Genomic DNA, 16,822 nt, shown 5'->3' with positions numbered 1-16,822 from the left:
GGAGCAATTACCGCTGACCAGGAACGGAAAGGTAGATCGGGTGCAGTTATCGTTGCTGGATGTGGCAATAACGGCTGTCGATAGTCGTATTGCCCCGCGTACAGAGTTGGAGCGTCAGCTGGCAGCAATCTGGGAAGAGCTGCTAGGTATATCTGGTATAGGCATAAATGATAACTTTTTTGAGCTGGGAGGAGACTCAATTATCACAATACAGGTGGTAAGCCGTTTAAGGAAGCAAGGATATATGTTGCAGGTAGGAGAGTTGTTTACGTATCAGACTATTGAGCAGTTAGCAGCTGTGATCAGTGCCCGAACAATTTCTCAGGATATAGCACCAAAAGAACAAGTACAGCTCAAAGGCCCTGCCGGACTGCTACCCATTCAGTTATGGTATCTCGAAGATGCGGATGTAGACATTTCTCATTTTAATCAGGATGTTCTCTTACGTATCAATAAAGATATCGGTAAGGAACATCTGGAGACAGCGTTGCAGCGTCTTGTCAGCCGCCATGATGCACTACGTTTCCGTTATAGTAATAACAATGGTGAATGGTTACAGGAATATGGGGATATACTGCCTGTATTGAAAACTGAAGATTTTAGTGCAGCGGAAGATGTGGCGACTTTAAATACGCTTATAGCGGAAGCAGGCGCCCGCTTGCAGGGTAGCCTTGACATAGGTGCAGGCCATTTAGTGGGTGCTGCATTGATGCTGACGCCATCGTGGGATACAGATCATCGTTTATTGCTGGTGATCCATCATCTGGCCGTTGACGGCGTGTCATGGCGTATCCTTTTATCGGAGCTGGACCAGCTGTTGTCAGAAGAAAACGCCGATCCTGGATATAAGAGTAATTCTTACCGGGACTGGTATGAATACCTACGGAATTATGGGTCCGGTCCGCGTTTACAGGAGCAGATACCTTTCTGGCATAAGGTCCATCAGTCTTACCGTCCTCTTCGTAAGGATAATGAGTATGAGGGAGTAGTTCGTATGGGAGACATGGGGAAACATTCAGTTCGTTTGCCGGTAGAATTAACACGTCAATTACTACAGGATGTATCACGTGCCTATCATACAGAGATCAACGATGTGTTGCTGAGTTGTCTTGGACGGACATTGTGCGGGTGGAGTGGTTCAGATAGTGTATTGGTAGGTCTGGAAGGTCATGGGAGGGAATCCCTGGGAGCAGAGATTGATCTGAGTAGTAGTATCGGCTGGTTTACAAGTTTGTACCCGGTATCGTTGGATCGCCCCGGCTTAGACAGTGCAGGTGACTGGCTTGTAAGTATAAAGGAGCAATTACGGCGAGTACCCGATAAAGGACTTGGTTACGGGGTATTGAAATACCTGCAGGGAGATGCATTACTTTTCGGTGTAGATCCATGGGACGTGATGTTTAACTATCTGGGTCAGCTGGATAATGTGACGGGCAAACAGGGTCATATCCGTGCGGCATCAGAGCATCATGGCAGCGGGGTTAGCGAGCGAATCGGAGCACCTTGTGGTATGATAGTCAGTGCGATGATCTATGAGGGCGTTCTTCAGCTGGATTGGCTTTATAGCCGTCATCATTATGCTTCGGAGACGATCGTATCGTTGAGCGAACAATATTTGTCATCGCTGGAAGAAGTGATCCGCCATTGCCTGGAACAGCAGCATCGCATATATACACCGTCTGATTATGGACTGGGAAGAGATGTTAGCTATGAAGAGCTGTTCGCTTTCCTGGGTAAAGTAAATAGGAATGATCAGGAATACGAAGAGATAAATAATATAGAACAAATATATAGACTGAGTGGTCTTCAGCAGGGTATGTTGTTTCATAGTCTGTATGAAAAGGAAACGGGAGCGTATATCGTTCAGTTTAATAGTATACTGGAACATTTACAGATCGATATTTTCAAGGTAGCCTGGACTCATTTGTTGTCGCGTCATAGCATATTAAGAACAGGGTTTCTGCATGACGTGTTTTCCATACCTGTGCAATGCATATACGCAAATGCGGAAATGGATATCGTGGAACTGGATTACACGCATATAGAAGATGAAGAACAGCAGAATCTTATAAATGCATATATTGACAGTGATCGTCTAAAAGGCTTTGACCTTGCACATCCGCCATTGATGCGTGTAAGCTTATTGCACCTCGGCAAAGACAAATATCATATGATCTGGACATTTCATCACATATTGTTGGATGGATGGTCAGTACCATTGTTGATAAAGGAATATCTGGAGATATACGAGTGTCTTGCAACGGCACAACCTGTACCATTTCAGAAAGAGGATCGTTATGAAGATTACATACACTATATCTCCCAACTCGACAGATATAAGGCAGAGGCATACTGGAGGAAATATCTTGCAGGAATACAAAACGGTACATTATTACCATTCATCGGTACAGATTTGGGAAGGAATAAGGGAGGGCGGAGCTATAAAGGACATTTGGTCGAACTGAGTAATGATATCAAATTACAGCTCGAAAATTATGTACAGCGTAACAGAATCACGTTAAATACGCTTATGCAGGGGGTATGGGCTTATTTATTACATAAGTATACAGGTCAGGAGGATGTTGTCTACGGTGTCATCGTATCAGGCCGGCCAGCGGAATTGGTTAACATAGAACACCGCGTAGGAATGTATATCAATAGTCTCCCGTTACGCTCCGTAAAGAGGGATGGTTCCGTTATCGTATCATGGTTGCAGCAGTTACAACAGGAACAATTGCATTCCAGAGAATATCAATATTCCGCATTAAGTAATATCCAGTCCTGGAGTGGTATATCCGGAGACATGTTTGATAGCATATTGGTGTTTGAGAACTATCCTGTCAGTGAGGTGATATCTTCCCGCGAATGGCAATTACAGGTAAGTAGTCAATGGTCGAAAGAACAGGATAATTATCCGCTGACATTGATCATCACAAACGGAGAAACGGTAAGCGTTCAGTTTAGGTACAATGCCGATCTTATTGATTCACGTTATGTTCAACAGATCAGCCGACACTTCGAACATGTATTATTACAAATTTGTAATGGAATAGCCACAAAAGTAGACGATCTGAAAATCCTTAGCGGAGAAGAGGAATATTATATTCAACATCACTTTAATGACACCTCGCATGCCTATCCGGATGATCAGACATTGGATAGCATATTTAGTCATCAGGCGTCTGGTTATGCAGAAGATATAGCGCTCGTAATGGGTGAAATGACGTTGAGTTATGGAGCGTTGGAGGTAAGAAGCAATCAGCTTGCACACCACCTGCGCAGTCAGGGCGTAGGGATAGGAACACTGGTGCCAATATACACAGACCGTTCATTTTCGATGATCATTGGTATACTTGGTATTTTGAAAGCAGGAGGCGCATATGTGCCAATAGACATGAGCTATCCTGAAGAGCGGATTATTTATATATTAAAAGATACCGGAGCGCAGGTAGTGGTAAGTGGAGGTTTGGAAGCAGTGAACCTTGGCTCAATATTATCGGGCCTTAATATTCATATTATAGATGCAATGGGGGAGGAACTGTTGACGGAGCCGGAAAATGTTCCGGAATCATCACAGACGTCCGCAGGTCTGGCATATGTGATTTATACATCCGGTTCTACGGGTCAACCGAAAGGAGTGTGTGTGCCTCATCGTGGAGTAGTGAACCGTATCGACTGGATGCAGCGTCATTATGGATTTACCCGTTCAGAGGTGGTTCTTCAGAAGACGCCCTATATATTTGATGTATCTGTATGGGAGATTTTTGAGACGTTGTGTTATGGAGGTCGTCTTGTGTTGTGCAGTCGTGATGTGATATACGATCCGCAATTGCTGACAGGTGAGATCAGCCGCCATGGGGTTAGCTTTATCCATTTTGTTCCAGGCGCATATCATGCCTATTTACAGAGTCTGGGCGGTTCAGATATCTCCTTACTGGGTTCACTGAAGCATGTGTTCTGTAGTGGGGAGGCCTTGTCGGTAATGCATGTGCAGTCCCACTATAGCAAACTATCCTGTCGTTTACATAACCTATACGGCCCGACAGAAGCTTCGGTAGAAGTGAGCTATTATGAGACGACTGGTGCTGAGGATGTGGTACCGATCGGACGTCCGATATCCAATATTCAGTTGTACATCTACAATGATCAAATGGCTCTTCAGCCGATTGGTGTACCAGGCGAGTTGTATATAGGAGGTGACGGTCTTGCTGCCGGTTACCTGAATAAAGCGGAATTAAGTGCTGTTAGTTTTATAGTGAAGGAGGACGTGTTGGGCGGTCGTTTATACCGAACGGGCGATCTTGCACGTATGCTGCCTGACGGGAATATTGAATTCCTTGGTCGTCGCGATGATCAGGTAAAACTTCGAGGTTATCGTATAGAGCTGGGAGAGATAGAAACCGTACTGTTATCATGCAGAGGAGTAAAAGAGGGGGCTGTGGTTATACATACGGATAGTACAGGCGGTCGTCATCTGGTGGGATATGTAGTAATAGATAATGATGATTATGTTCAGGACGATGTGTATAAAGAACTGGGTCGGTATTTGCCCTCTTATATGATCCCGGCGCAGTTGCAGGTGCTGGACTCTTTACCTGTAACGGTTAGCGGAAAGATAGACCGTAAGCGTTTATCAGCTGCTGAAGTTGAGGTGGCGAGGCAGTCGTACACGGCGCCACGTAATGCGATAGAGGTAAAGCTTTGCGGGATCTGGTCCTCGATACTGGGAGTAGAGCAGGTAGGTATTGATGACAACTTTTTTGAGTTAGGCGGCGATTCCATTGTATCCATCCAGGTGGTGAGCCGTGCCAGGAAAGCAGGCTATAACCTGAGACCCAAAGATATTTTTACACATCCTACAATTGCATCGCTATCGTTGATGTTGTCGTCAGGTAATGATAGCAATGGAGCTTTTGTGGAACAAGGTATACTAGCTGGTGTATCAGGTCTGTTACCAATTCAGCGTTGGTACCTGGAAAGAGCTTCGTCAGAGCTGTCACATTATAATCAGGATGTTTTATTAAAGCTGGATAAGGGTGTCAGTGCAGCGTTATTACAGACAGCTGTGCAGGAGTTGATGACTTATCACGATGCGTTACGTTTCCGTTATCACAACAATGCAGGTACATGGGAACAGGAATACGGTCATTATCAGGGATCACTGGAGGTCCATGATGTACAATCTTGTACTGATCGCGGGGACTTGTTATCTGCAATAGATCTTATAGGTACGTCAATGCAGCAGTGTCTTGATATAGCGTCGGGGAAACTGTTAAGTGCCTCCTTGCTTTTAACACCCGATTGGGAAGAAGAGAACCGTTTACTGCTGGTGATCCATCATCTGGCAGTGGATGGTGTATCTTGGCGTATCCTGCTGGAGGATCTGGAACAACTATTGTCAGGCAACAGTATTATGTCGACAGCGAAAGGTAGTTCGTATCGTAAATGGTATGAAGCCTTAGCTACGTATGGCGCAAGTCAGGGTTTGTTATCTCAACGTGGATGGTGGCATGGTGTTCATCATGCGTATCGTCCGCTTCGAAGGGATAAGTCTTATACTGGGACAGTTTTGACAGGGGAGATGCGTAGCCATACGATAAAATTATCATCGGGTCTTACACAACAGTTATTACAGGAAGTTCCGCGCATTTATCATACCGAGATCAATGATGTGCTGTTGGGCGCACTAACGCGCACACTATGCAGCTGGAGCGGATTGGATGCGATTGTTATTGGTCTGGAGGGACATGGTCGTGAAGAGCTGGAGGAGGGAATAGATGTAAGCCGCACTGTGGGTTGGTTTACGAATCTGTACCCTGTTCATTTAAGTCGTCCATCAGCGGATAGTTCTCGGGACTGGCTAATCAGCACCAAGGAACAGTTGCGTCGCGTTCCGGATCGCGGTCTTGGGTATGGCGTATTAAGATATCTGGCCGGAGATGAATTACTGTGTGGGAGTACGCCATGGGACATTCTGTTCAATTACCTGGGTCAGTTGGATACGAAGAAGTGGGGTCATGATCTGTTTAGTGCTGCGGAAGAGTCACATGGTTTACCTGTAAGCTCCGGACATCTCGCATCCGCTCTGATGGTATTGAACAGTATGGTGTATGAAGGTGAGCTAAATATCATTTGGAGTTATAGTAATCTTCATTATGAGGAATCGACGATAGTGTCGTTATGTGAATCTTATGTAAGGGAATTAGAAGTATTGATTGATCATTGTGTTTGTGCTGGTGTATCATCATATACACCTTCCGACTATGGAATAGGTAAAGAGGTGAGTTATGAGGAGCTGGATGCATTCCTGGAAGCATCGGAGGACGGTCGTCGTCGTCGCGACCTGATATCGGGATTGTACCGCCTGAGCGGGCTTCAACAGGGAATGCTTTTCCATGGATTATATGGAGGTCGTTCGCAGTCGTACATTGTTCAGTTTAACTATATCCTTGAAGGTTTAAATACTCATGTTTTTAAAAATGCCTGGCAACAGTTGTTAGCCCACCATAGTATATTGCGGACGGGATTTTATTACGATATGTTTGATGTTCCGGTACAATGCGTATTTAAAAATGTCCTGTTGGATGTGATCGAAGAAGATTATAGTGGAAAAAGCGAAGAGGAACAGGGACAACTTATAAGGGACTATACAACATATGACAGGCAGAAAGAGTTTGTATTTGAGCGACCTCTTTTGATGCGCGTCAGCTTGCTGCGACTTGCCGAAGATAGATACCACATGGTTTGTACTTTTCATCATATTATACTGGATGGTTGGTCTACAGCATTGCTGATGAAGGAGTTTCTTGAATCTTATGAAAAATTGTCCCTGGGAGTACCAGACAATATTATCGAAGAAGACAGCTATGAAGACTATATCATTTATATTTCTAACAGGGATAAATATGCAGCTGAGAATTATTGGCGTAGTTATTTGAATAATGTCACCGCTGGTACGCTGTTGCCATTTGTTATCAAGGGTGGTGATCGCACAAAAGGAGACGGAGAGTATCGGGAGGAATTACTATTGCTAAGTAATGGTGTTTCTTCTTTTCTGGAGATATTCTCAAAGCAGAATGGTCTGACAGTAAGCACGATTATGCAGGGGGTATGGGCTTATTTATTACATAAGTATACAGGTCAGGAGGATGTTGTATACGGTGTAGTTGTATCAGGACGACCGGCAGATCTTAAAAATGTTGAACAACGTGTAGGAATGTATATTAATACATTACCGTTACGTTCAGTTTTACATAGCGGACATCTTATTACATCGTGGTTGAGTCAGGTGCAGGAGGAACAATTGCGTTCCAGAGAATATCAATATTCCGCATTAAGTAATATCCAGTCCTGGAGTGGTATATCCGGAGATATGTTTGATAGCATACTGGTGTTTGAGAACTATCCTGTCAGTGAGGTGATATCTTCCCGCGAATGGCAATTACAGGTAAGTAGTCAATGGTCGAAAGAACAGGATAATTATCCGCTGACATTGATCATCACAAACGGAGAAAGGGTAAGCGTCCAGTTTAGGTACAATGCCGATCTTATTGATTCACGTTATGTTCAACAGATCAGCCGACACTTCGAACATGTATTATTACAAATTTGTAATGGAGTAGCCACAAAAGTAGACGATCTGAAAATCCTTAGCGGAGAAGAGGAATATTATATTCAACATCACTTTAATGACACCTCGCATGCCTATCCGGATGATCAGACGTTGGATAGCTTATTTGGTCGTCAGGCGTCTGGTTATGCAGAAGATATAGCGCTCGTGATGGGAGAAAAGACGTTGAGTTATGGGGCGTTGGAAGCAAGGAGCAATCAGCTTGCACATTACCTTCGTAGTCAGGGCGTGGAGGCAGGAACGCTTGTACCGATATACACAGAGCGTTCATTTTCGATGATCGTTGGTATACTTGGTATCCTGAAAGCAGGGGGTGCATATGTGCCGATAGACATGAGCTATCCTGAAGAGCGGATTATTTATATATTAAAAGATACGGGAGCGCAGGTAGTGGTAAGTGGAGGTTTGGAAGCAGTGAACCTTGGCTCAATACTATCGGGGCTTAATATTCATATTATAGATGCAATGGGGGAGGAACTGTCGACGGAGCCGGCAAATGTTCCGGAATCATCACAGACGTCCGCAGGTCTGGCATATGTGATTTATACATCCGGTTCTACGGGTCAACCGAAAGGAGTGTGTGTACCTCATCGTGGAGTAGTGAACCGTATCGACTGGATGCAGCGTCATTATGGATTTACCCGTTCAGAGGTGGTTCTTCAGAAGACGCCCTATATATTTGATGTATCTGTATGGGAGATTTTTGAGACGTTGTGTTATGGAGGTCGTCTTGTGTTGTGCAGTCGTGATGTGATATACGATCCGCAATTGCTGACAGGTGAGATCAGCCGCCATGGGGTTAGCTTTATCCATTTTGTTCCAGGCGCATATCATGCCTATTTACAGAGTCTGGGCGGTTCAGATATCTCCTTACTGGGTTCACTGAAGCATGTGTTCTGTAGTGGGGAGGCCTTGTCGGTAATGCATGTGCAGTCCCACTATAGCAAACTATCCTGTCGTTTACATAACCTATACGGCCCGACAGAAGCTTCGGTAGAAGTGAGCTATTATGAGACGACTGGTGCTGAGGATGTGGTACCGATCGGACGTCCGATATCCAATATTCAGTTGTACATCTACAATGATCAAATGGCTCTTCAGCCGATTGGTGTACCAGGCGAGTTGTATATAGGAGGTGACGGTCTTGCTGCCGGTTACCTGAATAAAGCGGAATTAAGTGCTGTTAGTTTTATAGTGAAGGAGGACGTGTTGGGCGGTCGTTTATACCGAACGGGCGATCTTGCACGTATGCTGCCTGACGGGAATATTGAATTCCTTGGTCGTCGCGATGATCAGGTAAAACTTCGAGGTTATCGTATAGAGCTGGGAGAGATAGAAACCGTACTGTTATCATGCAGAGGAGTAAAAGAGGGGGCTGTGGTTATACATACGGATAGTACAGGCGGTCGTCATCTGGTGGGATATGTAGTAATAGATAATGATGATTATGTTCAGGACGATGTGTATAAAGAACTGGGTCGGTATTTGCCCTCTTATATGATCCCGGCGCAGTTGCAGGTGCTGGACTCTTTACCTGTAACGGTTAGCGGAAAGATAGACCGTAAGCGTTTATCAGCTGCTGAAGTTGAGGTGGCGAGGCAGTCGTACACGGCGCCACGTAACGCGATAGAGGTAAAGCTTTGCGGGATCTGGTCCTCGATACTGGGAGTAGAGCAGGTAGGTATTGATGACAACTTTTTTGAGTTAGGCGGCGATTCCATTGTATCCATCCAGGTGGTGAGCCGTGCCAGGAAAGCAGGCTATAACCTGAGACCCAAAGATATTTTTACACATCCTACAATTGCATCGCTATCGTTGATGTTGTCGTCAGGTAATGATAGCAATGGAGCTTTTGTGGAACAAGGTATACTAGCTGGTGTATCAGGTCTGTTACCAATTCAGCGTTGGTACCTGGAAAGAGCTTCGTCAGAGCTGTCACATTATAATCAGGATGTTTTATTAAAGCTGGATAAGGGTGTCAGTGCAGCGTTATTACAGACAGCTGTGCAGGAGTTGATGACTTATCACGATGCGTTACGTTTCCGTTATCACAACAATGCAGGTACATGGGAACAGGAATACGGTCATTATCAGGGATCACTGGAGGTCCATGATGTACAATCTTGTACTGATCGCGGGGACTTGTTATCTGCAATAGATCTTATAGGTACGTCAATGCAGCAGTGTCTTGATATAGCGTCGGGGAAACTGTTAAGTGCCTCCTTGCTTTTAACACCCGATTGGGAAGAAGAGAACCGTTTACTGCTGGTGATCCATCATCTGGCAGTGGATGGTGTATCTTGGCGTATCCTGCTGGAGGATCTGGAACAACTATTGTCAGGCAACAGTATTATGTCGACAGTGAAAGGTAGTTCGTATCGTAAATGGTATGAAGCCTTAGCTACGTATGGCGCAAGTCAGGGTTTGTTATCTCAACGTGGATGGTGGCATGGTGTTCATCATGCGTATCGTCCGCTTCGAAGGGATAAGTCTTATACTGGGACAGTTTTGACAGGGGAGATGCGTAGCCATACGATAAAATTATCATCGGGTCTTACACAACAGTTATTACAGGAAGTTCCGCGCATTTATCATACCGAGATCAATGATGTGCTGTTGGGCGCGCTAACGCGCACACTATGCAGCTGGAGCGGATTGGATGCGATTGTTATTGGTCTGGAGGGACATGGTCGTGAAGAGCTGGAGGAGGGAATAGATGTAAGCCGCACTGTGGGTTGGTTTACGAATCTGTACCCTGTTCATTTAAGTCGTCCATCAGCGGATAGTTCTCGGGACTGGCTAATCAGCACCAAGGAACAGTTGCGTCGCGTTCCGGATCGCGGTCTTGGGTATGGTGTATTAAGATATCTGGCCGGAGATGAATTACTGTGTGGGAGTACGCCATGGGACATTCTGTTCAATTACCTGGGTCAGTTGGATACGAAGAAGTGGGGTCATGATCTGTTTAGTGCTGCGGAAGAGTCACATGGTTTACCTGTAAGCTCCGGACATCTCGCATCCGCTCTGATGGTATTGAACAGTATGGTGTATGAAGGTGAGCTAAATATCATTTGGAGTTATAGTAATCTTCATTATGAGGAATCGACGATAGTGTCGTTATGTGAATCTTATGTAAGGGAATTAGAAGTATTGATTGATCATTGTGTTTGTGCTGGTGTATCATCATATACACCTTCCGACTATGGAATAGGTAAAGAGGTGAGTTATGAAGAGCTGGATGCATTCCTGGAAGCATCGGAGGACGGCCGTCGTCGTCGCGACCTGATATCAGGATTATACCGGTTAAGTGGCCTTCAACAAGGGATTTTGTTTCACAGTTTATATAATACATCTTCTTCGGGAACTTATATTACTCAATTCGGTAGTTTGATACGAAATCCACATATTGATATTTTTAAACAGGCATGGCAGGAGTTATTATCACGTCACAGTATATTGCGAAGTGCTTTTTTTTATGATGTTTTTGATATTCCGGTGCAGGTTATATATAAGGATGCAGAAATGCAAATTACTGTGGTTGACTATAGGAATGAGCATGAAGAACAGCAACAAATACTAATAAAAAAATTTATTGAGAGCGAACGTTTAGCAGGATTTAAGCTTGAGCGTCCGACATTGATACGTGTTGTTTTATTACGTACATCAGCGTCTGATTATCAAATGGTCTGCTCCTTTCATCATATTATTCTGGATGGATGGTCATTGACACTGTTGATGCGGGAATATCTGGAATTATATGAAAGTCTCGCAACTGGAAAAGCCATAGCGAGAGAAGAAGAAGACAGGTATGAGAATTATATCCGATATATAGAGGCGATCAATAGGCATCAGGTGGAGGATTACTGGAAACAATATCTATCGGGTATCAGCACAGGCAGTTTATTCCCGATTATAAATGGCGTAACTGAAAGAACAAAAGGAGAAGGAAAATATGCAGTCGAGCCATTAAGGCTGGAAAAGGACATAGTAGCAGTTATTGAACGCTATGCGCATCAACACCATTTAACGATAAATACAATAATGCAGGGTGTCTGGTCTTATATTGTACATCAGTATACAGGGCGTAATGATATTTTGTATGGTGTGGTTGTTTCCGGGCGTCCATCAGATTTTAAAGATGTGGAGCAACGGGTGGGGTTATATATTAATACGTTACCCTTACGTTCAATATGGAAGGATAAACCCATAAGCCAATGGTTGCAGACATTGCAGCAAGAGCAATTGAATTCTCATGAATATCAATATACTCCTTTAAATTATATACAATCCTGGACGGGTATAAACGGTGATCTTTTCGATAGTCTCATGGTCTTTGAGAATTATCCCGTCAGTGAAGTTGCAAGGTCCCAGCATTGGCGACTGGAATTGGAAGATATGTGGTCGAAAGAAGATGATAATTATCCCTTAACTGTAGTTATTACCCAGGAAGAAACGCTTACTATACAGATAAAATATAACGCAGATCTGCTCGATCCGTTTTATGCACGTCAGATAAGAATGCATTTTGAATATGTGCTGTCCCAGATTACGAATGGGACGGTATTGAATACCTCAGCACTGCGGTTGTTGACAGCAGTGGAAGAGCGCCGTCTGCTAAAGGAATTTAATAGTCCGTTGACGGATAATCTTTCGGAAGTTACCCTGTCAGATCTATTCATGCAGCAGGTAGTAGTAGCACCGGATAGTCCGGCGTTGTTGTTTGAGTCGTCTGTGTTAACTTACCGGGAACTGGATGAACGTAGTAATCAGCTGGCGCACTATTTAATTGGTCAGGGTATTATGCCTGAGAACCGTATCGGAATTTGCTTAGAAAGAGGAATGGAGATGATAGTCAGTATACTGGGGATCCTCAAATCCGGCGGTGCTTACGTTCCGCTCGATCCATCGCATCCATCTGAGCGATTAAGATATATTACTGCTGACAGTGGATGTAGTATTATTCTGACCAATACGGCTAATATCAACCACCTGCCGTATAGTGAACATATAGCGTTGTTCCAGCTGGATAAATCCGCTGAGATATTGTCGGGAATGCCTGTAACGAAAGTAGTGCAGCACGCATCAGGTAGTAATCTGGCTTATATGATCTACACTTCGGGAACGACGGGTCAGCCGAAAGGAGTAGAGGTGCCTCATCATGCAGTGGTGCATCTGATCAGGAGTCAGATAAGCTATTTTGGAATTGACCGTACCGATCGTATACTTCAATTTTCTAACTACAGTTTTGATGCTTCAGTAGAACAGATATTTTTGGCATTATCAGCCGGCGGCACGTTGGTATTGATGAGTGATCAGACGCTGCATGACGGCGAAAGACTTTGCAGCCTGTTGGAAGAGACAGGTATTACCCATCTTCATGCAACTCCCGGCTTTTTAAGTACGCTTCGGGCTGGCCGTTATGGAGGTCTTCGCCGTGTCATAGCAGGTGGAGATGTATGTCCGTCAGATTTGGCGCGTAACTGGGGTGCTTATGTACGGTTTTACAATGAATATGGTCCGACAGAGACGACGGTAACCGCCATAGAATATGAATACCTGGAAGAAATTGATCATCCTGGCGGTCTGGTTCCAATAGGCCGGCCTTTGGCCAATACGCTGGCTTATATCCTGGACGAGCAGGGACTTATTTTGCCTCCTGGGATATGTGGAGAACTCTACATAGGAGGGTACCAGGTAGCGAGAGGGTATCATGATCAGCCTGTTTTGACGGAAGAAAAGTTTGTGCCGGATCCATTTGCCGGTGTAGCGGGTAGGCGTATGTACCGTACGGGTGATCTCGCGAGCTGGACGCAGGATGGGACGTTGTTGTTTCATGGTCGAATTGATGATCAGGTAAAAGTTCGGGGCTACCGCATAGAACCTGGGGAGATAGAGAATGTACTGAGTTCGTATGAAGGTGTAGATCAATCTGTGGTGGTAGTACATGAAGAACGTGCGGGTCAGAAACAACTGATCGGATATATCGTCAGTGACACAGTGCTGAACACGGAGTTGGTATTATCTTATCTGCGGAGCCGTTTACCCGAGTACATGTTACCGGTTCATATCATCCGTTTGGATGCGATACCATTGACGACAAATGGGAAGGTAGACCGGTCAGCGTTGTCAAACCGGGCAATCAGCATGACTTCAGCGAGTGATTATGCAGGTCCTCGTAACGAGGTGGAGCAAAATCTGAGCATAATCTGGTCAGAATTACTGGGCGTGGATGATATAGGTATCCATGACAATTTCTTCGAATTAGGCGGCGATTCTATTATTACGATCCAGGTTGTAAGTCGGGCCAGGAAGGCCGGATATAATTTAAAACCGAAAGATTTGTTTGTTACTCCTACAATAGCATCCATTGCAGGAATAATATCATTGGCTAATAACATTGTTGAAGCTGAGCAGCAGGTACTATCCGGAGCTTCAGGTCTGTTGCCAATTCAGCGCTGGTACCTGGAAAGAGCTTCGTCAGAGCTGTCACATTATAATCAGGATATTTTGTTAAAGCTGGATAAGGGTATCAGTGCAGCGTTATTACAGACGGCTGTGCAGGAGTTGATGACTTATCACGATGCGTTACGTTTCCGTTATCACAATAATGCAGGTATATGGGAACAGGAATACGGTGATTATCAGGGATCACTGGAGGTCCATGATGTACAATCTTGTACTGATCGCGGGGACTTGTTATCTGCAATAGATCTTATAGGCACGTCAATGCAGCAGTGTCTTGATGTAGCGTCGGGGAAACTGTTAAGTGCCTCCTTGCTTTTAACACCCGATTGGGAAGAAGAGAACCGTTTACTGCTGGTGATCCATCATCTGGCAGTGGATGGTGTATCTTGGCGTATCCTGCTGGAGGATCTGGAACAACTATTGTCAGGCAACAGTATTATGTCGACAGCGAAAGGTAGTTCGTATCGTAAATGGTATGAAGCCTTAGCTACGTATGGCGCAAGTCAGGGTTTGTTATCTCAACGTGGATGGTGGCATGGTGTTCATCATGCGTATCGTCCGCTTCGAAGGGATAAGTCTTATACTGGGACAGTTTTGACAGGGGAGATGCGTAGCCATACGATAAAATTATCATCGGGTCTTACACAACAGTTATTACAGGAAGTTCCGCGCATTTATCATACCGAGATCAATGATGTGTTGTTGGGCGCGCTAACGCGCACACTATGCAGCTGGAGCGGATTGGATGCGATTGTTATTGGTCTGGAGGGACATGGTCGTGAAGAGCTGGAGGAGGGAATAGATGTAAGCCGCACTGTTGGTTGGTTTACGAATCTGTACCCTGTTCATTTAAGTCGTCCATCAGCGGATAGTTCTCGGGACTGGCTAATCAGCACCAAGGAACAGTTGCGTCGCGTTCCGGATCGCGGTCTTGGGTATGGTGTATTAAGATATCTGGCCGGAGATGAATTACTGTGTGGGGGTACGCCATGGGACATTCTGTTCAATTACCTGGGTCAGTTGGATACGAAGAAGTGGGGTCATGATCTGTTTAGTGCTGCGGAAGAGTCACATGGTTTACCTGTAAGCTCCGGACATCTCGCATCCGCTTTGATGGTATTGAACAGTATGGTGTATGAAGGTGAGCTAAATATCATTTGGAGTTATAGTAATCTTCATTATGAGAAATCGACGATAGTGTCGTTATGTGAATCTTATGTAAGGGAATTAGAAGTATTGATTGATCATTGTGTTTGTGCTGGTGTATCATCATATACACCTTCCGACTATGGAATAGGTAAAGAGGTGAGTTATGAAGAGCTGGATGCATTCCTGGAAGCATCAGAGGACGGCCGTCGTCGTCGCGACCTGATATCGGGATTATACCGCTTGAGTGGGCTTCAACAGGGAATGCTTTTCCATGGATTGTATGATGCACAGTCAGGTGCATATGTAGACATGATCAGTTGTAAGTTACTACATCTTGATGTACCTGTTTTTAAGCAGGTATGGCAGGCTATATTATCCCGGTATAGTATACTAAGAAGTGGATTTTTTCATGACGAGTTCCGTATACCAGTTCAGTGTGTGTACCGTAACGTGGAGATGGATATATCCATTCTTGATTATCAAGGCATTGATAGTGCGGTACAGCAAAAATTGGTAAGACAATACATGGATCAGGAACGGGAAAAAGGGTTTAAATTCTCACATCCTCCACTAATCCGCATAGTGTTGTTACAAACCGGAGCTGAAGAATATCGGATGATATTCACTTTTTATCATATAGTGCTGGATGGCTGGTCTACAGCAGTATTGATGGCAGAATTCAGGGAACTCTATGAAAAGCTGGCAGCAGGTAGTTTCACTGGCCAGGAAGAAGAAGATTGTTATGAAGATTATATCCGCTACATCTTTGATAAAGATCAATATAAGGCGGCGTCCTATTGGGAAAAATATCTGTCAGGATTGAATAAAGGAACGCTTTTACCATTTATTGCGGATAAACCTGAAAGAACAAAAGGGACTGGAAGGTTTGAGTCGGTGTTACTACGGTTTGATCAACAGGAGACGGAGCTCATTGATATGTACGCGCGTCACAACCGAATAACAGTGAATACGATCATGCAAGGAGTATGGGCATATCAATTATATCGCTATACCGGTAATGAAGACGTAATATATGGTGTAATAGTGTCCGGACGTCCTGATGATCTCGTCAATGTAGAACAACGGGTTGGCCTGTATATAAATGTTTTGCCGCTACGTTCAGTGCTGAATATGGAGCAGCCTGTAGCTGAATGGTTGCGACATCTACAGACAGAACAAATGGAGTCAAGAGAGTATCAGTATACCGCTTTGAATGACATTCAGTTCAGGGCCAATATTCGTGGTGATCTGTTTGATAATATAATGATATTTGAAAACTATCCTGTGCAAGAAAGCGATCAGACAGATGTGCGCTTGCAACTGAGCGAGCTTGTTTCGGATGAGAGAGATAATTATCCTATAAGTATTACTATAAGTTTTAAGAATAACATAGCAATTGAGTTGAAATACAATGCTGATCTGTTAGAAGAAACTTATGCGAGAATAATAATTACACATTTCAAAGAGGTACTCCTTCGCTTGGTAAAGAGTGATGTAGTGTTGGTAAAGGACCTGGATAACACAGCATATGTGCCTTTGTCGCCTGGCCCTGATAATGATGAATTTTTTGACTTCTGA

Annotated in this window: 1 protein-coding gene (only partly in view); it reads left to right on the top strand. The window is 44.4% G+C overall.

Annotated elements, in window-relative coordinates; translation table 11 throughout:
• On the top strand, positions 1-16,822 hold the 3' portion of the coding sequence (locus CPIN_RS25725; RefSeq protein WP_012792790.1) for a non-ribosomal peptide synthase/polyketide synthase. It extends 10,706 nt beyond the left edge of the window; 16,822 of the gene's 27,528 nt are visible here — the last part of the coding sequence; the start codon falls outside the window, past its left edge; its stop codon occupies positions 16,820-16,822.

It is taken from the genome of Chitinophaga pinensis DSM 2588, assembly GCF_000024005.1.
In the GTDB taxonomy this organism is placed as follows: domain Bacteria; phylum Bacteroidota; class Bacteroidia; order Chitinophagales; family Chitinophagaceae; genus Chitinophaga; species Chitinophaga pinensis.
The sequence above is the reverse complement of the archived record's forward strand: the minus strand, read 5'-3'. Positions and strand labels throughout refer to the sequence as shown.